Here is a 19,946-nt window from a genome sequence, read left to right on the forward strand (position 1 = left end):
CGATCGTGCCGCGCGTCGCGCGGCCGTTTCCGAACCTGTCTCCCAAACGATATGAACACTCCCGCTCCTACCGGTTTCCGTTGCGGCATGATCGCGATCGTGGGCCGCCCGAACGTCGGCAAGTCGACGTTGATGAACGCACTCGTCGGCCAGAAGATCAGCATCACGTCGCGCAAGGCGCAGACGACTCGCCACCGCATCACCGGCATCAACACGTTCGACGACGCGCAATTCGTGTTCGTCGACACGCCGGGTTTCCAGACCCGTCACAGCACCGCGCTGAACCGTTCGCTGAACCGCGCGGTCACGTCGACGCTGACGTCGGTCGACGTGATCCTGTTCGTGATCGAGGCCGGCCGTTTCGGGCCCGACGACCAGAAGGTGCTCGACCTGATCCCGCCCGGCATGCCGACGCTGCTGATCGCGAACAAGATCGACCGCGTGACCGACAAGGCGTCGCTGTTCCCGTTCATGCAGCAGATGAGCACGCTGCGCGAATTCACCGAGCTCGTGCCGCTGTCGGCGCAGCGTCCGGAAGACATCAAGCGCCTGCTGGACACGATCAAGCCGTACCTGCCGGAAGGCGAGCCGATCTATGGCGAGGACGAACTGACCGACCGCAGCTCGCGTTTCCTCGCCGCCGAAATCCTGCGCGAGAAGGTGTTCCGCTGGACCGGCGATGAACTGCCGTACACGAGCACCGTGCTGATCGACAAGTTCGAGGAGGAAGGGCGCCTGAAGCGCATCTTCGCGACGATCCTCGTCGAGCGCGATTCGCACAAGGCGATGGTGATCGGCAAGAAGGGAGAGAAGCTCAAGCAGATCAGCACCGAGGCGCGGATGGACATGGAGAAGCTGTTCGACGGCCCCGTGTACCTCGAGACCTTCGTGAAGGTGAAGAGCGGCTGGGCCGACAACGAGGCGGGGCTGCGTGCCTATGGGTACGAATGACGCACTGACGTCGACCGAAGACGCGGTGACGGCCGGCGCGAACGACGCGCCGTTGCCGGCACCGCCCGAACCGCCGCGCAAGGCGCGGCGCGCGACGTCTCGCACGTCCGATTTCCGCGTCGCCGAGCAGCCGGCGTTCGTGCTGCACAGTTACCCGTATCGAGAAACGAGCCTGATCGTCGACGTGCTGACGCGCGATCACGGCCGGCTCGCGCTCGTCGCGAAGGGCGCGAAGCGCCCGCACTCCGCGCTGCGCGGTGTACTGCAGACTTTCCAGCCGCTGCTGCTGTCGTGGTCGGGCAAATCCGAGGTGCGCACGCTGACGGGCGCCGAGTGGGTCGGCGGGATGCTGCCGCTCGGCGGCGACGGGCTGCTGTGCGGTTTCTACGCGAACGAGCTGCTCGTGAAATTCTGCGCGCGCGAGGATCCCCAGCCGCCGCTCTTCAACCACTACGTGCTGACCCTCACGCGCCTCGCCCACGGCGAGCCCGCGGTGCAGGTACTGCGCTCGTTCGAGCGCGTGCTGTTGCGCGAGACCGGCTACGCGATGGCGCTGAACCGCACGGTCGCGCGCCGCGCGGTCGAGCCTGACCGCCGCTACGTGTTCGATCCCGAGCGGGGCGTGCGCAACGCGGACGACGAAGTTCCGTCGCACTGGCCGGTCATTTCCGGGCAGACGTTGCTCGACATGGAGCAGGACGATTACCATCGAGCCCAGACGGTTGCGCAAAGCAAGACGCTGATGCGCTTCCTGCTGAACACCTATCTCGGCGGTACGCCGCTTGCCACGCGTCAGATCCTGATCGACCTGCAAAACCTATGAGCTTCTTCCTGACAACGCCCACCGCCATCGACCTCGGCGTGAACATCGACCACGTCGCGACGCTGCGCAATGCGCGCGGCACGACCTATCCCGATCCGATCCGCGCGGCGCTCGCCGCCGAGGAAGCCGGCGCCGACGCGATCACGCTGCATCTGCGCGAGGATCGCCGCCACATCGTCGATGCGGATGTGCGCAAGCTGCGCCCGCTGCTGAAGACGCGCATGAATCTCGAATGCGCGGTGACGGCCGAGATGCTCGATATCGCCTGCGAAGTGCGCCCTCACGACGCGTGCCTCGTGCCCGAGAAGCGCGAGGAACTGACGACCGAAGGCGGTCTCGATGTCGCCGGCCGCTTCGAGGCCGTGCGTGCGGCGTGCAAGCAGCTTGCCGACGTGGGCGTGCGCATGTCGCTGTTCATCGACCCGGACGAGACGCAGATCCGTGCCGCGCACGAAGCAGGCGCGCCGGTGATCGAGCTGCATACGGGCCGTTATGCCGAAGCGCACGACGAAGCCGCGCAGCAGCGCGAATACGAGCGCATCGTCGCGGGCGTACAGGCTGGTGCGCAGCTCGGCCTGAAGGTCAATGCCGGTCACGGGCTGCACTACACGAACGTGCAGCAGATCGCCGCGATCGACGGCATCGTCGAGCTGAACATCGGCCATGCGATCGTCGCGCACGCGATTTTCGCGGGCTGGGACAACGCGGTGCGCGAAATGAAGGCGATCATGGTCGCCGCACGCGTTGCCGCGCTGCATGGCGGCGCGCGGTGAAGATGAAAGGCCGCTGCGCATCGCACGTCATGCCTGACCCGGCTCAGCCGGGCCACACCGGCGCGTACTGACATGGCGATCTACGGCATCGGTACCGACATCGCGCAGGTGAGCCGCGTCGCGGCCGTGCTCGAACGCACGGGCGGCCGGTTTGCCGAGAAGGTGCTGGGCCCCGACGAGCTGCGCGTGTTCCATGCGCGCCGCGCCCGCTCCGAGGCGCGCGGCATCGCGTTCCTCGCGACGCGCTTTTCCGCGAAGGAAGCGTTCTCGAAGGCGATCGGGCTCGGCATGCACTGGCCGATGACGTGGCGTGCGCTGCAGACCCTCAACCACCCGAGCGGCGAGCCGTACGTGGTCGCGTCGGGCGAGCTGGCCGACTGGCTTGCCGCCCGCGGCATCACGGCGCGCGTGACGGTCAGCGACGAGCGCGACTACGCGGTGTCGTTCGTGATCGCCGAGACGGACGCCGCGCCTGCCCCTGTTTCCCGAACCTCCTCCTGACGGAATTCCCGATTCGATGAAAACGACTCCCGGCCCGGTCATGCTCGACGTCGTCGGCACGGCCCTGTCGCGCGACGATGCGCGGCGCCTCGCGCATCCGAATACCGGCGGCGTGATCCTGTTCGCGCGGCACTTCCAGAACCGTGCGCAACTGACCGCGCTGACCGACTCGATCCGCGCGGTGCGCGAAGACATCCTGATCGCCGTCGATCACGAAGGCGGGCGCGTGCAGCGTTTCCGCACCGACGGCTTCACCGTGCTGCCCGCGATGCGGCGCCTCGGCGAGCTGTGGGATCGCGACGTGCTGCTCGCGACGAAGGTCGCGACGGCCGTCGGCTATATCCTGGCCGCGGAATTGCGCGCATGCGGGATCGACATGAGTTTCACCCCCGTGCTCGACCTCGATTACGGGCACTCGAAAGTGATCGGCGATCGCGCGTTCCATCGCGATGCGCGCGTCGTCACGCTGCTCGCGAAGAGCCTGAACCATGGGCTGTCGCTCGCCGGGATGGCGAACTGCGGCAAGCATTTCCCGGGGCACGGTTTCGCGGAGGCCGACTCGCACATCGCGCTGCCGACCGACGACCGCACGCTCGATGCAATCCTCAAGCAGGACGTCGCGCCTTACGACTGGCTCGGCTTGTCGCTGTCCGCGGTGATTCCCGCGCACGTGATCTACACGCAGGTCGACAAACGGCCGGCCGGTTTCTCGCGCGTGTGGCTGCAGGACATCCTGCGCGGGCGGCTCGGCTTCACCGGCGCGATCTTCAGCGACGACCTGTCGATGGAAGCGGCGCGCGAAGGCGGTACGCTCACGCAGGCGGCCGACGCCGCGCTCGCTGCCGGCTGCGACATGGTGCTCGTCTGCAACCAGCCGGACGCGGCCGAGGTCGTGCTGAACGGGTTGAAGGCGCGGGCAACGGACGAGTCGGCGCGACGCCTCAAGCGGATGCGCGCGCGCGGCAAGGCACCGAAGTGGGACAAGCTGATCGCGCAGCCCGAATACCTGCAGGCGCAGGCGTTGTTGAGCAGCGCACTGGCATGAGCGGGGAGGGGATGGCGCGACGTGTGCCATTCCCCGGTCGCCGAAACAAAAAGCCGCGCAACTGCGCGGCTTTTTCATGGGTTACTGCAAGTGCGAAACGGGTAGCGTCACGAGTCAAGCGGGCCGGGACGGTGATGCTCTTGGCGCAACTAACGGTCTGACTCCGCCAGTGCCTGCAAGCATCGACGCCCGCTCAGTTCACCTTCATCCGCTGCAGCTTGTTGTACAGCGTCTTCGGGCTGATGCCTAGCAGCGTGGCCGCGCGGTGGCGCGTGCCGCCGACCGCATCGAGCGTCGCGCGGATCAGCAGATCCTCGACGTCGGACAGCGGCGTGCCGACCTTGATCTGCACGCTGCTGCCGTTCAGCGCGGCGCCGGCCGAGAAACTCGGCTCGCCTGCGCGCAGCGTCTCGATGAAATCGCCCGATGCGTCGTACGCGAAGCGCACGCGTTCCTGCAGTTCGCGCACGTTGCCCGGCCATTCGTAGGATAGGCATTCGCGCACGAAGCCCGGTGCCGCGCGCTTGTCGGTCGTGCTGCGGCCGGTTGCGCGCGCTTCGCGGTTCAGCTCGTCGATCAGTGCGTCGCCGATCGCGAGTGCATCGCCGTCGCGCTCGCGCAGCGGCGGCATCGTGATCGACGCCGCGTCGAGGCGCAACCACAGATCCTCGCGCAGCGTACCGTTCGCGACCGCTTCGCGTGCCGGACGGCGCGTGGTCGCGATCAGCCGGAAATCGCTCGTGATCGAACTCGTGCCGCCGATCCGCATGAAATTCTGCGAATCGAGTGCATGCAGCAGCGCTTCCTGCAGCACGAGCGGCAGCGCGGTGATTTCGTCGAGGAACAGCGTGCCGCCGCCGGCCTGCTCGAACAGGCCCGATTCGCGGCGCTCGGCGCCGTCGAACGCGCCGCGCTCATGGCCGAACAGTACGCTGTCGAGCGATGCGCCGTGCCGGCCGGCCTGCGCGATCGTCCTGCAGTCGAACGACACGAACGGCCCCTTGCGGCGCCGGCTCAGGTCGTGCAGCGTGCGCGCGGCCAGCTTCTTGCCGGTACCGGCTTCGCCGGAGAACAGGACGGCCGTTTCGGTGCGCGCGTTGTGCTCGATCATGTCGTACACGTGCTGCATCGCGTCGCTGCGGCCGACCAGCGCGCCGAAGCGTCCGAGATGGCGCAGCGACGCGCGCAACGACTGCACTTCGTCGATCAGTTCGTAGGGACGGGGGATCCGCGCAAGCAGGCTGCGCAGGCGCGGAATGTTGATCGGCTTCAGCAGGTAGTCCCAGATGCCGTGACGCAGGCCCTCGATGGCGCTCTCGACCGTCGCATTGCCCGTCAGCACGATGACGGGCAGCGAGCCGTTCGGCTGTTGCTGCGGCAGGTGCTGGAGCAGGTCGAACCCGCTGCCGTCCGGCAGGTTCAGGTCGACGAGCACGACATCGGGAATCGAGCGGCCGAGCGCCGTGCGCGCTTCGGCGAGCGACGTGGCCGTGTCGACCGAGAAGCCGTCCGCGGCGAGCAGCGCGGTGAGACCGGACAGACTGTTGGGATCGTCTTCGACAATCAGGGCGTGTGGCATGGTGGACGCGAGTCGAGTCAAGAGAGGCGGGCTGTCGGTCATCTGGGCCGCAGCCGCATGTCAGATTAAAAACTGATTTTATGCCCCGCTGAACGCGTAACGAGCATTATTTCTCCGGCGCTATAAAACAGTTACCGATGATACAAATTGAATATCTTTACCGGTGGATTTTGTGCTTTACATGAGCCTTGCCCGCGCTCGCTTGTTGGCGCAAGACAAACAAAAAGCGCCCCGAAGGGCGCTTTGTTCGATGCGGGCATCGCTGGCGATTACGCGCGGCTGCGGTATTCGTTCGTGCGCGTATCGATTTCGATCTTGTCGCCGGTGTTGCAGAACAGCGGCACTTGCAGTTCGAAGCCCGTTGCGAGCTTGGCGTTCTTCAGCACCTTGCCCGACGACGTGTCGCCCTTGACTGCCGGTTCCGTGTAGGTGATCTCACGAACGAGGACCGTCGGCAGTTCGACCGAGATCGCCTTCTCGTTGTAGAACACGACTTCGCAAGCCATGCCGTCTTCGAGGTAGTTCAGCGCTTCGCCCATCATTTCGGCTTCGACTTCGAACTGGTTGTAGTCGGCGTCCATGAACACGTACATCGGGTCGGCGAAGTACGAATACGTCACTTCCTTGCGGTCGAGCACGACGACGTCGAACTTGTCGTCAGCCTTGTAGACCGCTTCCTGGCCTGCATTCGTCAGCAGGTTCTTCATCTTCATCTTGACGACGGCGGAGTTACGGCCCGACTTGTTGTATTCAGCCTTGGCGATGACCCATGCGTCGCTGCCGATCTGCACGACGTTGCCTACGCGGAGTTCCTGTGCGGTTTTCATAAAAAACTGTCCTGATCAAATCAAATAAATAGGTGCCTGAGCGTTGCACAACGGGTGAGGCGCCAAGCAGACGCGTTCCGGTGGGCGCCAAAAGCAAGCGCTTGCGTGGTCGGCCGTCGGATAACCGCTTATTTTAACTGAGATTTTGCGTATTCCGCCAGCTTTCCCGTGAGATCGCCGACGGCCGCGAGCGCATCGGCCCAGCGGGCCGCGTTGGCGTCCAGTGCGGCGCGGTGCTGCCAGAAATCCGCCCAGTCGGGCGTGCCGGCGCCGTTCCAGGCATGCCAGAACCGCTCGAGCGCCGTGCGCGGCGCGTCGGCGAGGCCGGCCGACAGGTGCGCGAGCGCGGCGTCGAGCTTCGGCAGGTGCACGTCGTCGGCCTGCGGATAGATGTGCCACACGAACGGCTTGCGTGCCCACTGCGCGCGGACGAACGAATCCTCGCCGCGCACGAAATTGATGTCGGCCGCCCACAGCAATGGATCGTAGTCAGCCTGGGGGACGAACGCGAGCCCGTGTGCCGTCAGGTTGCCGCTGTGCGCATGCGTGCCCGCGTCGAAAGACTCGACCCCGAAAAAACGCGCGACGGCAGGCGACACGCGGCCGGACGGCACGAGCGCGACGACCGGCGACGGGCCGTCGCGCCACTGCGCGAGCAGCGCGTCGACGGCCGGATTCTCGTACGCGAACAGGCTGATGACCGTCGTGCCGGCGGCCGGCGGCGCGCCGCCGGTCGCGCGCCGCCACCATGCGTCGCGCGCCGCCGCGTCGGCTTCGAAGGCCGTGCGGCGCGAATCGAGGTCGTGCTCCTTCAGGACGCCGCCGGTGCCGGCCGACAGGCCGGGGAAGAAGAACGTCTTCAGCAGCGGGTAGCGCGGATGCGGCGACGGGCGCAGATGGAAGTCGGCGACCCAGTCCTCGGCGCTCAGGTATTCGAGGTTGATCCACACGGGGCGGCGCGCGCGGCGCGCCATCGCCGCGAGATACGCGCCGGGCAACTCGCACGCGAACGCTTCGATCACGACATCGGCGATCTCCAGCGCGTCGCCGACTTCCGCATGCCAGTGTTCGACCACGATCGTGTCGACCGTCTGCCGACCCGCGTCGGGATCGACGCCAGGCAGCAGGCGCGAGAACGTGCGCAGGTCGTCGATGAACAGGCGAACCTGCCAGCCGTGCTCGTGCGCGAGCTGGCGCGCGAGGCGCCAGCAGACGCCGATGTCGCCGAAATTGTCGATCACGGTGCAGAAGAGGTCGCAGGCGATCGGTTCGCCCGGCGCGGCGGGCAGGGGGGCAGCGGTGGTGCGTGGCATCGAAGCGGGCCGGTGAATGCTCTAAACTGGCGATTCTAATAGACCCGTTCCGCGTTACAAGGCGCCCGGATCACGCATGACATCCCCTGAAGCTCCCGATACCCCGTTCGAACCGAAGAAGATCCTTGCGCAGTTGCCGCACATGCCGGGCGTCTATCGCTATTACGACACGACGGGCGCCGTGCTCTATGTCGGCAAGGCACGCGACCTGAAGAAGCGCGTATCGAGCTATTTCACGAAGACGCAGCTGTCGCCGCGCATCGCGATGATGGTCACGCGCATCGCGCGCATCGAGACGACCGTCACGCGTTCGGAGGCCGAAGCGCTGCTGCTCGAGAACAACCTGATCAAGGCGCTCGCGCCGCGCTACAACATCCTGTTTCGCGACGACAAGTCGTATCCGTACCTGAAGCTCACCGCACACCGCTTTCCGCGCATGGCCTATTACCGCGGCTCGGTCGACAAGCAGAACCAGTATTTCGGGCCGTTCCCGAGCGCCTGGGCCGTGCGCGAGAGCATCCAGATCCTGCAGCGCGTGTTCCAGTTGCGCACCTGCGAGGATTCGGTCTTCAACAACCGCACCCGGCCGTGCCTGCTGCATCAGATCGGGCGCTGCACGGCGCCGTGCGTCGGCGCGATCTCCGACGAGGATTACGCGATCGACGTGTCGAACGCCGCGCGTTTCCTGCTCGGCCGGCAGTCCGAAGTGATGAAGGAGCTCGAGCAGAAGATGCACGCGTTCGCGTCCGAGCTGAAATTCGAGCAGGCGGCGGCCGTGCGCAACCAGATGAGCTCGCTCGCGACGGTGCTGCACCAGCAGGCGATCGAGGTCGGCAGCGACAGCGACGTCGACATCCTGGCGGTGGTCGCGCAGGGCGGGCGCGTGTGCGTGAACCTTGCGATGGTGCGCGGCGGCCGGCATCTCGGCGACAAGGCGTATTTCCCGACGCACGTCGAAAGTGCGCTGACGCTCGCCGAAGGCGGGCTCGGCGACGAGTCCGAACTGGCGGAAGCGGCCGCCGCGCCTGCCGATGCACCGGCTGACGCATTACCCGACCTGCCCGCCGAAGAATCCGGCCGCGCGCGCGGCGACGCGGCGGCGTCGGTCGAGGCCGAGGTGCTCGACGCGTTCATCGCTCAGCACTATCTCGGCAATCGCGTGCCGCCCGTGCTGGTCGTGAGCCATGCGCCCGCGAGCCGCGACCTGCTCGAATTGCTGTCCGAGCAGGCCGGCCACAAGGTGTCGCTGGTGCGGCAGCCGCAGGGGCAGCGGCGCGCGTGGCTGTCGATGGCCGAACAGAATGCGCAGATCGCGCTCATGCGGCTGCTGTCCGAGCAGGGCTCGCAGCAGGCGCGCACGCGCGCGCTCGCGGAGACGCTCAGCTACGAATGCGACGATCTCGCGACGCTGCGGATCGAATGCTTCGACATCAGCCATACGATGGGCGAGGCGACGCAGGCGTCGTGCGTCGTCTACCACCATCACAAGATGCAGTCGGGCGAGTACCGCCGCTACAACATCACGGGGATCACGCCGGGTGACGACTACGCGGCGATGCGGCAGGTGCTCACGCGTCGCTACGAGAAGATGGTCGAGCAGGCGGCCCAGGCGGCGGCTGTCGACGAAGCGGCCGGCATCGACGGCGAGTCGACGCGCCAGGCCGAGGCGTCGAGCCTGCTGCCGAACATCGTGCTGATCGACGGCGGCAAGGGTCAGGTCGAAATCGCGCGCCAGGTGTTCACCGAGCTCGGCCTCGATACGTCGATGCTGGTCGGCGTCGCGAAGGGCGAGGGGCGCAAGGTCGGCCTCGAGACGCTCGTGTTCGCGGACGGCCGCACGCCGCTCGAACTCGGCAAGGAGAGCGCCGCGCTGATGCTCGTCGCACAGATTCGCGACGAGGCGCACCGCTTCGCGATCACCGGCATGCGCGCGAAGCGGGCGAAGGCGCGCCAGACGTCGCGGCTCGAGGAACTCGAAGGCGTGGGCGCGAAGCGCCGGCAGCGGCTGCTCGCGCGGTTCGGCGGGTTGCGCGGCGTGGTGGCCGCGAGCGTCGAGGAACTCGCGAGCGTCGAGGGCATCTCGCACGCGCTCGCCGAGCAGATCTACAAGCAGCTTCACTGACGCGGCCGTGCGGCCGGCTGCCTCGCCAGCGTTCTTGTGGCAGGCCGGTCGACACGGCACAATTGCGAATCCTTTACTGTCCCGCATGCCATGCCGTTCAATTTCCCGATTTTCCTGACGTGGGTACGGATCGTGCTGATTCCGCTCGTCGTCGGCGTGTTCTATCTGCCGGACACGGTGATGGGCGGCGCGCACCGCAACCTCGCGGCGGCGGCGATCTTCATTCTCGCGGCGCTGACCGACTGGTTCGACGGGTTTCTAGCCCGCAAGTGGAACCAGACGTCGTCGTTCGGCGCCTTTCTCGATCCGGTCGCGGACAAGCTGATGGTGACGGCGGCGCTGCTGATCCTCGTGCAGATTTCGCGCGTCGACGCGGCGATCGCGCTCGTGATCGTCGGCCGCGAGATCGCGATTTCGGCGCTGCGCGAATGGATGGCTCAGATCGGCGCGTCGAAGAGCGTCGCGGTGAATCAGCTCGGCAAGTTCAAGACCGCATGCCAGATGGTCGCGATTCCGATGCTGCTGTTCTACGGGCCGCTGCCGCTCGGCATGGCCACGATCGATACGCGCGTATGGGGCGAGTGGCTGATGTATCTCGCGGCGGTGCTGACGATCTGGTCGATGCTGTACTACATGAAGCTCGCGTGGCCGCAAATTCGCGAGCGCGGCGGCGCGTGATGCGTGTCACGCGTTCGGTCGAGCAGGTTTTTTGGAAAAAGGGCTGGAAAAGCCCTTGACACACGAATGTGCCTTCGACATAATCTCGCTTCTCCGCTGCACGACGAAGTAAGTGTGTGACGGGGAAGCAGTAGCGCAGCAGCATGCGGGAGTAGCTCAGTTGGTAGAGCGCAACCTTGCCAAGGTTGAGGTCGCGAGTTCGAGACTCGTCTCCCGCTCCAGATTTTTTCTGGCAGCGTGTAGCACGGCAAAGCGCTGCAGATGCAGGACACATGCGGGAGTAGCTCAGTTGGTAGAGCGCAACCTTGCCAAGGTTGAGGTCGCGAGTTCGAGACTCGTCTCCCGCTCCAGATTTTTCTGGCAGCGTGTGGTACGGCAAAGCGCTGCAGGTGCAGGACAATGCGGGAGTAGCTCAGTTGGTAGAGCGCAACCTTGCCAAGGTTGAGGTCGCGAGTTCGAGACTCGTCTCCCGCTCCAAGTAATGGGGAAGCCACGCTTCCCTTTTTATTTGATGGACCTCCGGTCCTCGAATAAAAAATCTGTCTCTTGCCTCACGGCATCCGGACAGTCCGCTTTTGGCGCGATAGCAAAGCGGTTATGCAGCGGCCTGCAAAGCCGTTTAGGCCGGTTCGACTCCGGCTCGCGCCTCCAAGTAAGAAGAGAAAAAGCCCTGAGAAATCAGGGCTTTTTCTTTTTCCGGCCCCACTTTCATCCTTGTAAGAAAGTTGCCTAGAGTGGTACAAAGTCGCCTCTAACCACTCAAGAAACACGCGTAACCACGCCTAAGTCGGCTCTTTTGCCGTATAGGCGAGTCCGCGGCAGCGCATGGTGACCAAGCGATTACGACCCTCCGGAACGTGGGAATACATCATCCGACGTTCGAAGCTTCTTCCAAAGCCACTTCCCTGACGTTTCAATCTGAAGAAGAGGGCGATGCATATGTCGCTCGCCTTGAGCAGCTGCTCGATGCCGGCATCGTGCCGGCGGACGTCGTCGAACAACGGGAGATGATTTCAACGACGCTGGATGCGATTCGCGAGTATCTGCGTCGAGTATCGGTGCCCGATTCTGACAACCAGGTGCTGAACACATTGCTTGGTCGGTTGCCGTCAAATGCGCTCACAACAGTGGACTACGAGTGGGCCGAGCGATGGGTGACAGGGATGAAGCGCGAGCAGCATCTTTCGCCATCGACCATTCGCCACAACGTAGGGGCGCTCGCCCGCTGTTTCGATTGGGTAGTTAAGTTCGGCACGCCAATGCTCGCGGTTAATCCGCTTCGATTGCTACCGAAGCGATATGCGACGTATACGGTCGATGGATCGGTGTACGAAACAGTGCGGCGACAATTGCGAGGGGTGAAACGTATTTCATTTCAAGAGCGGATCGCTTAAACTCTGCACATCCTTTACCGCGTCACTGGATAAATGAGCGACCGCATACTCGTGTCGCAACCGTCGCCCGACAGGCGTACTGAATCGCGGGAGCGCCGCGACCAACAACGATAACTGTCTGTCGGGATCTGTTGGGAGGGCGTTCGCCCTTACGAAATGAATATCGAAGCCCTGGGTGCGCGAGCACTCAGGGCTTTTGCTTTTGGATGTCGTATGCGAGTGACGCGACCGCTTCGCGGTACCGTCGCGTCGGCCGATAGCCAAGCTGCAGCTATCTGTCGTTTACTTACCAGACTTTCCGTTCGGGCACGCCAGCGGACAGACGAATATGAGGACGAGACTTGTACGCAATCGCGCTGGCGATTGCTCACCCCAATCATTCAGCCATTGCTGCATTGGGGACAGGTTGCTCCGCCGCCCAGTATGATCCGTTGAAGAACGTGTAATAGATGCTGTTGTTGCTGGCACCTTCGTGCGCCAGGTACAGCCTGTTTCCGACTGCCGCTAGTGCAACTGGCTGGGCGGTCGCGGCATCAGGGACAATGTTCTCCGGAGCCCAGTTTGAACCGTCGAACGACGTGTAATAGATGTGGTTGTTGCTGCCGCCGCCCTTGTGCGCCAAGTACAGCGTGTTTCCGACTGCCGCCAGTGCAACGGGCTGGGTGGTCGCGGCATTGGGGACAATGTTCTCTGTAGCCCAGTTCGAACCGTCGAACGACGTGTAATAGATGTGGTTGTTGCTGCCGCCGCCTTTGTGCGCCAAGTACAGCGTGCCACCGACTGTCGCCAATGCAACCGAATCGGAGGTCGCGGCATCAGGAACAGTTTGCTCCGCCGCCCAGTACGATCCATTGAAGAACGTGTAATAGATGCTGTTGTTGCTGGCACCTTTGTGCGCCAAGTACAGCGTGTTTCCGACTGCCGCTAGTGCAACTGGCTGGCTGGTCGAGGCATCCGGGACAATGTTCTCCGGTGCCCAGTATGAACCGTCGACCGACGTGTAATAGATGTTGTTGTTGCTGCCGCCACCCTTGTGCGCCATGTACAGCGTGTTTCCGACTGCCGCCAGTGCAACCGCTTGGGTGGTTGCGGCATTGGGGACAATGCTCTCCGGAGCCCAGTTCGAACCGTCGAATGACGTGAAATAGATATTGGTGTTGCTGCCGCCACCTTTGTGCACCAAGAACAGCTTTCCATTCAAGACCGCAAGGGCAGGCCAATTATTGCTGCTCATGATATTCCTCACTTGGTTGTTCATGGAGTTGGGCCAACTGACATATTTGTGTCAGTACCCCCTAAGCCGAAAACGCGACGTTCGAAAGGTCACGCGCATTAAACGTAATCACCCGTGTGAGATTGATCAATTACACGCGATTACACATACGTCGTCTGTACGCGGCGAGATTCGATGGGCCTGCTGAAGCCGGAGTCGGTTCAAGCAAGAACGACGCTATTTGGATGCGGGGTAGGCCGGGGGACCCTGCATGATGGCGAACCCGCGGGGGCTCGCACCCGCGTTTTTTCTCTACTGGCGAGTCTCCATAGGGGGTCATATTCATGCTGACTCAGCAGCAGATCGCTGACCATCTCGACCTTGACCAGTCGGCCGTTTCTCGGTTCGTCGACAAGGTCCAGCTCGATTATCGCGTGGCATCGATCGACGAGATCCGCAGTGCGCAGGACATCGCCGGTATCGCCCTGTTTCAAGACGATGCGTTCTCGCTGTCGTCCCTGAGTGCCGCGATCAACGATCAGCCGTATGTTCCCGGCCGGATCGGCACGCTCGGCCTGTTCGAAGAGGACGGCATCACGACGACGACGATCCAGATCGAGCGCGACGGCGACACGCTCGCACTCGTCGCGGCTGGCGAGCGCGGTTCGCCGGCCGGCGTTGTCGTCGGCAGCAAGCGCAAGATGCCTGCGGCTACTTCGAGGGACATCGCGACGCCGATCAATCCGCGAAGGTGGCGGATCAGATGCGGCAGATCGATGACCTGACGAACGAACGTAACGAATTTCGCCGCCGGTTGGCGGCACAACAGGAGATCGCAACTGATGCTGCGAAAGAACGTGATCAGGCGGCCGCTGATGCTGCTGTTTCCGGTGCTGCTGCTGACGGGCTGAGCAGGCAAGTCGCCGCACTCGTCGCCGACGTCCGGCGTGCCGGCGCTGCGGCCGGAAGCTCGGCAACCGGCGACGCCCTCGGCAAAGAACACACCGCTCGTGCTAATGATCCATCTGGGACGGGACACGCCGGCTGGGCTCGAAATGATCAATCGTTACTGGATCGGCACGCATCCCTCGTTTGACAGGTTCAAGAAATTTCCAGGAGGTGCACCTCTCTCGTGGGAATTGTTAAAGAAAATGGGCTTGGACAAGGCGGCGCTGGAAAACCTCGCATACGAAATGGCGCTGCATGACATGACGGAATTTACGTGTCTCGGTCAGTTTCTTCCCGACATCTATCGAGAGTACGCCGGTTAAGTCTGCTCTCGCCCGGCGTCCGAGTGGGCGCCACACAGGATGTGATGCCCGTATATGAAGAGCCATCCGTGCCAAGTTGCTTTGCAACGCAGTGGCGGGATCTGAGCCCAGAACCACAAAAGCCCGCTGCGAGCGGGCTTTTTCACGTGCTACAAATTTGCTACAGCAAGGGGCGAGAGCCTCGCTGGATAAGCCTTGAGCTTATCATTCCATCCCCTGAACTACTGAGTGGTAACACGTTCAGGTTATGTCAGTTGATGAGGTGCGCGCCCGAGACGGTCGTCGGGCGCTGGTCAGCACGAGCGGCAAGTTGAACGCCCGTGCTGATTTGCTGTAAGGGGCGCTCCCACGTGACGGTCAGCATTCGCGGCGTCGTGGATTCAGTGTCAATTTCTCCAGCTAACTGCAGCTTGGCAGTACACCCTTATCCCAATGAGCTTACTCAATATGTCGTTTGCAGTATTTAGTGCGCGACCAGCATCTTCCCATGTCACCGGCTTAAGACTGTGCGCGAAGTTGTTACGCGTCCGTCGAGCCTCGTCTAAGCGGAAAAGCATGTCGTCATCGATTATTTTGTGCAGTGAGAGTTGTTGAGTCACGATGGACGCCGTATAGTCACGGCCCGTGAGCAGGTCGCGACGATCTCGATTCATACTCGTATGGCCGCCGTTTGCTGCATTTAGGTCATGTAGTAGTTTGGCCCACATCTTGTTAAGCGACTTTTCTATCACTGACCAGGCAATGAGGTGCGCCGATTCAAATTGATGCAGCGCATATTGATTACCGGCGATTAAGCACAGCTCTAAAATTTTATGGCCATCGTCGAACAGTTTCTCGCATTGTGCAATCACGCGTACTGCATGATCCAGCACGTCTACCTGTAAATCTCGTGCCAAAAAGTTCGATCCGTTCACAGGTTGCGCCAAACTATCGGTGATCAACCATTGACCATCATTCGCGACGGCTTTGCACCAGTTGAGCCCATTCAAGGGTGACTGCACTGGGGTTCCGGTGTTCATTGTCTCCGATAACCAAGAATGCACGCCCATCAAGAACGCGTTCACGTACTGATAGCGCAGACGATTCATCTGCTGTTGTTCATCGGCAGCCTGCACGTCAGCGCCGCCCGTTTTGTGCGAGAAGTCGACACACTTGTCGAAATCGAATATGAGAAACCCGTCACGGCGAGCATAGATCGGTACGCTGCAATTCGCCTTGGACTGCCACACAATCTGCTCCAGTGCCCGCGTAACATCGTCCATTGACCGCATATCCCTAGGCGCACGGTCGAAGCAATACGCTATTCCGCCGTTAAAGTAGACAGCGACAGCGTGTGAAGAAGGCGGTCGAATTCGTTCCATGGGTGGAGTCAGGTTATGTCACATGTTTTTCTGGCTGCTAGGATACGACGAATTGTGCTGTGCTGGCGTCGACGTCCAGATGGCTGGCCGCTTCCTGACCGCAAGGAATACTTGAATGTTGTGCGACAAGAGCCCGGAATGGGGCGGAATCGGCCGCTGAGGTCAAGGCGGAGCCAATGGCACGATGTCGTTGTTGGACTGTAAAGTTGAGGCTTGAGCGGCAGAGCGGCTAATGTGGATGGTTGATTAACATAATGAATTGATTTGTTGTAAAAAATGACGGCCTGCAAAGCCGTTTAGGCCGGTTCGACTCCGGCTCGCGCCTCCAGGTAAGAAGCGAAAAGCCCCGCTTCGGCGGGGGCTTTTCTTTTTTCCACGCCCGTTGCGGAGATGGCTCGTGAGACGGGCGGGATGGATGCGGTAGCATGACGCGACCCGCGGGCGTTTGGGCCCTGCGCGAAACGTCGAGGCTGTCGATGCAGAAACCTGGTGAGGCGGATTGAACACCCCGGAGCCCGAAATGAGGGACGCGCGGCTTTCCGATTGCGCCGCAATCGCGAGGCTGTTGCGCCAGCTCGAATATGACGTCACGCCCGCGCTGATCCATGAAAAATTGCTGTCGCTGGCCGACAAGCCGAGTGACCGGGTCTGCGTGGCGATTCTGAATGGCGAGATTGTCGGCAGTATCAGCCTGCACATCCTTCCGCTCTTTCACGCACCCGGGAATCTCGGGCGCATCACGAGTTTGGTCGTCGACGAGCGTCACCGGGGATGCGGAATCGGCGGTGCGCTGATGGCGGACGCGCAACGTTGGTTCGAGCGCGGCCGATGTGTGAAGCTGGAGGTGACGAGTGGTGACCAACGTCCGGACGCCCACCGTTTTTACGCGCATCACGGTTTCGCGCGCGACGGGCAGCGTCTTTCCAGGAAAATGCGCACGTAGCGCGTGTTTGAAAACAAAAGCCCGCTGCGAGCGGGCTTCGGCTATGCGATGCCGCTTGTCCGTCGCGACATCCGCTCAGCCGTCCACCGGTTGCGCAGGCGTGTCGAGCGTCAACTGATAGAACGCCGCATCGAGCCAGCGGCCGAACTTGAAGCCCGCTTCCTTGATCGTGCCCGAGTGCACGAATCCCAGCTTCGCATGCAGTGCGATGCTCCCCGCGTTGGCCGCATCGATGCAGCCGACCAGTACGTGTACTTCCGCTTCCCGCGCGCGCCGGACGACTTCGCGCAGCAGCACTTCGCCAAGCCCGCGGCCGCGCTGGTTGCGATGCACGTACACGCTGTGTTCGACCGTGTACTTGTAGGCGGGAAACGCGCGGAACGTGCCCCAGCTCGCGAAGCCGAGCAGCGTGCCCGACGCGTCGACCGCGCCGATGACCGGGAAGCCGCCTGCGCGTTTCGCCGCGAACCACGCGACCATCGCTTCCGGCGGGCGCGGCTTGTAGTCGTACAGCGCGGTCGAGTTCGCGATCGCGTCGTTCAGGATCTCGAGGATGGCCGGCGCATGCTCGGCCTCGCTGCAATCGATCAGGCGCACGTCGTCGCGCTGTTTCGGGGAATTCATACGGACTCCTGTGGGCAGTAAGTGGGGCGCGCGCACGACTGCTGCGACGACGCGTTCATCAGGGGTTGCGCACGCCCGCGGCGGACGCATCGCAGATCACGACGACATAACGCGCGGCGTGCGGCGACGGATTGCTGAAAATCAGCGGCTGGTCGAGCCGCATGGCCAGGCAGTCGCCTTCGTGAAGTTCGTGAAGCGTTTCGCCGAACGTGACGTCGACGCGGCCGCTGATGATCCACACCTGCTGATGCAACGCGCTTTCGCGTCCGCCACTGTCGTACGCGACGCGCGCACCGGGCGGGAAATCCACCTCGACGAGCTGGATCGGCGACGGCCAGCCAGCCGGGGAGAGGTTGCGGCGTACATAACCGGACGCCGGATCCCGCCATTCGGCCTGCTGCGCGCGGCGTGCCAGCGGCTGCGCGGGCGGTTCGTCCTGGTCGCCGCCGAACAGCCCGGCCAGCGACACGCCGAGCCCGGCTGCCAGCTTGTCGAGCACGACGGCCGTCGGGCTGGCCGATGCACGTTCGATGAGCGAGATCATCGAACGGCTGACGCCGGAGCGCGCAGCCAGCGCATCGAGCGTGTAGCCTCGCACGGTGCGCAGGTCGCGCACGCGCCGGGCGATGCGTTCGTTGATGCCGGTGTCGTCGGCCGCGGCGGTGACGGATTCTTTCATGGTGGATTTATTTTCCAGCAAACTGGAATTCGGTGTCAACGCCGGTGACGGGCCGGCAGCCGGCTCGACGGAATCCGCATGGCTTGCCCGCCAGCCCACCGCAGCGTAATATACGAACCGACTACGTTTCGTTTAATTGGGGATATATGGGCATCATCAAGATTTCCGAGCACATGCACGAGCGGCTGCGCTCGACCAGCACGGCGCTGAGCCGCTCGATCAACGCACAGGCCGAGCACTGGCTGCGCGTCGGGATGCTGGCGGAACTCAATCCGGCGCTGTCCTACGGCGACATCTGCCGGATGCTGATCGAGGCCGAAGCACGGGGCGGCGACGCGGGGCCGGCGGAACCGGTCGAACACGGCATCGAGCAGGTGGCGTAATGGCGAAGCGAGAAATCCCGATCCGCGGCATGGCGGAAATCGCGAAGTCGCGCGAAGCCGCGAAGCTGGCGTCGCAGGTACTGACGATGATCACCGAGCACGTGAAGCCGGGCGTCACCACCGACGAACTGGACGCACGCTGCCGCGAATACATCGTCGACGTGCTCGGCGCGATCCCGGCGAACATCGGCTACCACGGTTATCCGAAGACGCTGTGCACGTCGGTCAACCACGTGGTGTGTCACGGTATCCCGACGTCGCGGCCGTTGCGCGACGGCGACATCGTGAACCTCGACATCGCGGTGATCAAGGACGGCTGGTTTGGCGATACGAGCCGCATGTATTTCGTCGGCGAACCGAACGAACTCGCGCGGCGCCTCGTCGCGACGACCTATGAGGCGATGCATGCGGGCATCCGCGCGGTACGCCCGGGTGCCACGCTCGGCGACGTCGGCTACGCGATCCAGCAGGTCGCGCATCGCGAAGGATTCAGCGTGGTTCGCGAGTACTGCGGGCACGGCATCGGCGACGTCTATCACGACGAGCCGCAGGTGCTTCACTACGGCCGCCCGGGCACCGGCGTACCGCTGCGGCCGGGCATGATCTTCACGATCGAGCCGATGCTCAACGCGGGCAAGCGCGACACGCGCATGCTGGCGGACGGTTGGACGGTCGTCACGAAGGACCATTCGCTGTCGGCCCAATGGGAGCACATGGTCGTGGTGACGGAAACGGGCTTCGAGGTGCTGACCGAGGATGTGAAGCCGCAAGCGTCCCCGGCGCTGTCCGGCACGCACGCTGCCTGACGCGTAAAGTGCGCCGCGAAGGGCGGTGCGCCGGCACAGTGAAACGGGCTCCTTTGCGGAGCCCGTTTCGTTCGAGGTCATGCGGCGAGGTTCATGCGTGAACGCGGCGACCTGCCGCGCGGTGGATGAACGCGGCTCAGCCGCTGCTCAACCGCGTGCCTTCTGCCATGCGGATTCGACGAATACGCGGCAGAGCGCCTCCATCCCCTGGCGGTCTTCGTCGTCGAAGCGCGCGGCGACCGGGCTGTCGACGTCCCACACGCCGATCAGCGTGCCGTCGCCGGCCACCAGCGGCACGACGATTTCCGATTCCGACGCGGCGTCGCACGCGATATGGCCGGGGAAGTCGTGCACGTCGCGCACGACCTGCGTCTCGCGCGTCTGCGCAGCCGTGCCGCACACGCCCTTGCCGAGCGCGATCCGCACGCAGGCGGGCTTGCCCTGGAACGGCCCGACCACGAGCTCCGTCCCGTCGAAGAAGTAGAAGCCGGCCCAGTTGAGACGGTCGAGCGAGTGGTAGACCAGCGCGGCGAAGTTGGCCGCGTTCGCGGTCAGGTCGCGTTCGGATTCGACGAGCGCGCGTGCTTGCTCGACGAGCGTCGCGTATTGATCGGCCTTGGAGGCGTTGGGGTCGTTGGACAGCGTGAACATGGCGGGAAA

21 protein-coding genes and 4 tRNA genes are annotated in these 19,946 nt (G+C 63.5%); 17 read left to right on the forward strand and 8 right to left on the reverse strand.

The features are described from left to right. Positions 1-51 precede the first annotated feature (51 nt). The 5 genes from era to nagZ all read left to right on the forward strand — a co-directional run bounded on the left by era (position 52) and on the right by nagZ (position 4,093). Positions 52-951 carry a GTPase Era gene (gene era / locus FOZ70_RS15250; RefSeq protein WP_027788003.1) on the forward strand — a complete coding sequence of 300 codons (900 nt, stop codon included), beginning with the start codon at positions 52-54 and terminating at the stop codon, positions 949-951. After that, a complete protein-coding gene (recO, locus tag FOZ70_RS15255; protein ID WP_021159687.1) occupies positions 938-1,774 on the forward strand; it encodes a DNA repair protein RecO in 837 nt (278 codons plus the stop codon). Before era ends, recO begins: the two co-directional genes overlap by 14 nt. Next, entirely contained in the window at positions 1,771-2,547 is a 777-nt protein-coding gene (gene pdxJ / locus FOZ70_RS15260; protein ID WP_219706194.1) for a pyridoxine 5'-phosphate synthase, read from the forward strand. Before recO ends, pdxJ begins: the two co-directional genes overlap by 4 nt. Positions 2,548-2,619: 72 nt before the next feature. Beyond that, positions 2,620-3,048 carry a holo-ACP synthase gene (gene acpS, locus FOZ70_RS15265; RefSeq protein ID WP_021159685.1) on the forward strand — a complete coding sequence of 143 codons (429 nt, stop codon included), beginning with the start codon at positions 2,620-2,622 and terminating at the stop codon, positions 3,046-3,048. Between the two features lie 16 nt (positions 3,049-3,064). Beyond that, positions 3,065-4,093, forward strand: coding sequence for a beta-N-acetylhexosaminidase (nagZ, locus tag FOZ70_RS15270; RefSeq protein ID WP_219706195.1), 1,029 nt, complete (start codon positions 3,065-3,067; stop codon positions 4,091-4,093). A gap of 193 nt (positions 4,094-4,286) precedes the next feature. Here the strand turns inward: nagZ and FOZ70_RS15275 are convergent, their stop codons facing one another. From FOZ70_RS15275 to earP, 3 genes are all read right to left on the reverse strand, one after another. Continuing rightward, the gene (locus FOZ70_RS15275; RefSeq protein WP_027788001.1) at positions 4,287-5,672 is read right to left on the reverse strand and encodes a sigma-54 dependent transcriptional regulator; all 1,386 of its coding nucleotides are present in this window, start codon (positions 5,670-5,672) and stop codon (positions 4,287-4,289) included. Between the two features lie 269 nt (positions 5,673-5,941). Continuing rightward, a complete protein-coding gene (gene efp, locus FOZ70_RS15280; RefSeq protein ID WP_011351421.1) occupies positions 5,942-6,499 on the reverse strand; it encodes an elongation factor P in 558 nt (185 codons plus the stop codon). A 128-nt stretch (positions 6,500-6,627) separates the two neighbouring features. Continuing rightward, a complete protein-coding gene (earP, locus tag FOZ70_RS15285) occupies positions 6,628-7,812 on the reverse strand; it encodes an elongation factor P maturation arginine rhamnosyltransferase EarP (protein WP_219706196.1) in 1,185 nt (394 codons plus the stop codon). Between the two features lie 76 nt (positions 7,813-7,888). Here earP and uvrC point away from each other — a divergent pair, with 76 nt between their 5' ends. From uvrC to FOZ70_RS15320, 7 genes are all read left to right on the forward strand, one after another. Further along, positions 7,889-9,934 (forward strand): excinuclease ABC subunit UvrC, encoded by a 2,046-nt coding sequence (gene uvrC / locus FOZ70_RS15290; protein WP_060072814.1) that lies wholly within the window; start codon positions 7,889-7,891, stop codon positions 9,932-9,934. A gap of 90 nt (positions 9,935-10,024) precedes the next feature. Then, positions 10,025-10,612, forward strand: a complete 588-nt coding sequence (pgsA, locus tag FOZ70_RS15295) for a CDP-diacylglycerol--glycerol-3-phosphate 3-phosphatidyltransferase (RefSeq protein ID WP_059854990.1) — start codon at positions 10,025-10,027, stop codon at positions 10,610-10,612. Positions 10,613-10,757: 145 nt separating this feature from the next. Beyond that, positions 10,758-10,833: transfer RNA gene (locus FOZ70_RS15300), tRNA-Gly, on the forward strand. 53 nt (positions 10,834-10,886) lie between these two features. Further along, positions 10,887-10,962, forward strand: a tRNA-Gly gene (locus tag FOZ70_RS15305). Between the two features lie 51 nt (positions 10,963-11,013). After that, positions 11,014-11,089, forward strand: a tRNA-Gly gene (locus FOZ70_RS15310). A gap of 100 nt (positions 11,090-11,189) precedes the next feature. Beyond that, positions 11,190-11,263: transfer RNA gene (locus FOZ70_RS15315), tRNA-Cys, on the forward strand. A gap of 206 nt (positions 11,264-11,469) precedes the next feature. Beyond that, entirely contained in the window at positions 11,470-12,006 is a 537-nt protein-coding gene (locus tag FOZ70_RS15320; RefSeq protein ID WP_196488508.1) for a hypothetical protein, read from the forward strand. Between the two features lie 376 nt (positions 12,007-12,382). On the opposite strand, the gene FOZ70_RS15325 is transcribed toward FOZ70_RS15320, so the two are convergent. Then, a complete protein-coding gene (locus FOZ70_RS15325; protein WP_155630966.1) occupies positions 12,383-13,240 on the reverse strand; it encodes a hypothetical protein in 858 nt (285 codons plus the stop codon). Between the two features lie 323 nt (positions 13,241-13,563). Between FOZ70_RS15325 and FOZ70_RS38085 the strand changes: the two genes are divergently transcribed. Together FOZ70_RS38085 and FOZ70_RS38090 are read left to right on the forward strand one after the other, a co-directional pair. Beyond that, complete coding sequence (locus FOZ70_RS38085) at positions 13,564-14,004, forward strand: major capsid protein (protein WP_059649276.1); 441 nt, start codon at positions 13,564-13,566, stop codon at positions 14,002-14,004. Then, a complete protein-coding gene (locus tag FOZ70_RS38090; RefSeq protein ID WP_196488511.1) occupies positions 13,983-14,315 on the forward strand; it encodes a hypothetical protein in 333 nt (110 codons plus the stop codon). The genes FOZ70_RS38085 and FOZ70_RS38090 overlap by 22 nt, the downstream gene beginning before the upstream one ends. 561 nt (positions 14,316-14,876) lie before the next feature. Here FOZ70_RS38090 and FOZ70_RS15345 read toward each other — a convergent pair. Beyond that, a complete protein-coding gene (locus tag FOZ70_RS15345) occupies positions 14,877-15,752 on the reverse strand; it encodes a hypothetical protein (RefSeq protein ID WP_219706198.1) in 876 nt (291 codons plus the stop codon). 598 nt (positions 15,753-16,350) lie between these two features. Between FOZ70_RS15345 and FOZ70_RS15350 the strand changes: the two genes are divergently transcribed. Next, positions 16,351-16,794, forward strand: a complete 444-nt coding sequence (locus FOZ70_RS15350) for a GNAT family N-acetyltransferase (protein ID WP_230956632.1) — start codon at positions 16,351-16,353, stop codon at positions 16,792-16,794. A gap of 75 nt (positions 16,795-16,869) precedes the next feature. On the opposite strand, the gene FOZ70_RS15355 is transcribed toward FOZ70_RS15350, so the two are convergent. Together FOZ70_RS15355 and FOZ70_RS15360 are read right to left on the reverse strand one after the other, a co-directional pair. After that, positions 16,870-17,418, reverse strand: a complete 549-nt coding sequence (locus tag FOZ70_RS15355; protein ID WP_059649279.1) for a GNAT family N-acetyltransferase — start codon at positions 17,416-17,418, stop codon at positions 16,870-16,872. A gap of 58 nt (positions 17,419-17,476) precedes the next feature. Further along, complete coding sequence (locus FOZ70_RS15360) at positions 17,477-18,097, reverse strand: helix-turn-helix domain-containing protein (protein ID WP_219706199.1); 621 nt, start codon at positions 18,095-18,097, stop codon at positions 17,477-17,479. Positions 18,098-18,243: 146 nt separating this feature from the next. Here FOZ70_RS15360 and FOZ70_RS15365 point away from each other — a divergent pair, with 146 nt between their 5' ends. Then, positions 18,244-18,480 (forward strand): ParD-like family protein, encoded by a 237-nt coding sequence (locus FOZ70_RS15365; protein WP_021163089.1) that lies wholly within the window; start codon positions 18,244-18,246, stop codon positions 18,478-18,480. Further along, on the forward strand, positions 18,480-19,286 hold the full coding sequence (gene map, locus FOZ70_RS15370) for a type I methionyl aminopeptidase (RefSeq protein ID WP_021163090.1): 807 nt from the start codon (positions 18,480-18,482) through the stop codon (positions 19,284-19,286). The genes FOZ70_RS15365 and map overlap by 1 nt, the downstream gene beginning before the upstream one ends. A gap of 147 nt (positions 19,287-19,433) precedes the next feature. Here map and FOZ70_RS15375 read toward each other — a convergent pair whose 3' ends face one another. Further along, entirely contained in the window at positions 19,434-19,937 is a 504-nt protein-coding gene (locus FOZ70_RS15375) for a GAF domain-containing protein (protein WP_059486599.1), read from the reverse strand. Between the last annotated feature and the right edge of the window lie 9 nt (positions 19,938-19,946).

The sequence above is a fragment of the Burkholderia sp. COPS genome, from assembly GCF_019425585.1.
GTDB lineage: Bacteria > Pseudomonadota > Gammaproteobacteria > Burkholderiales > Burkholderiaceae > Burkholderia > Burkholderia cepacia.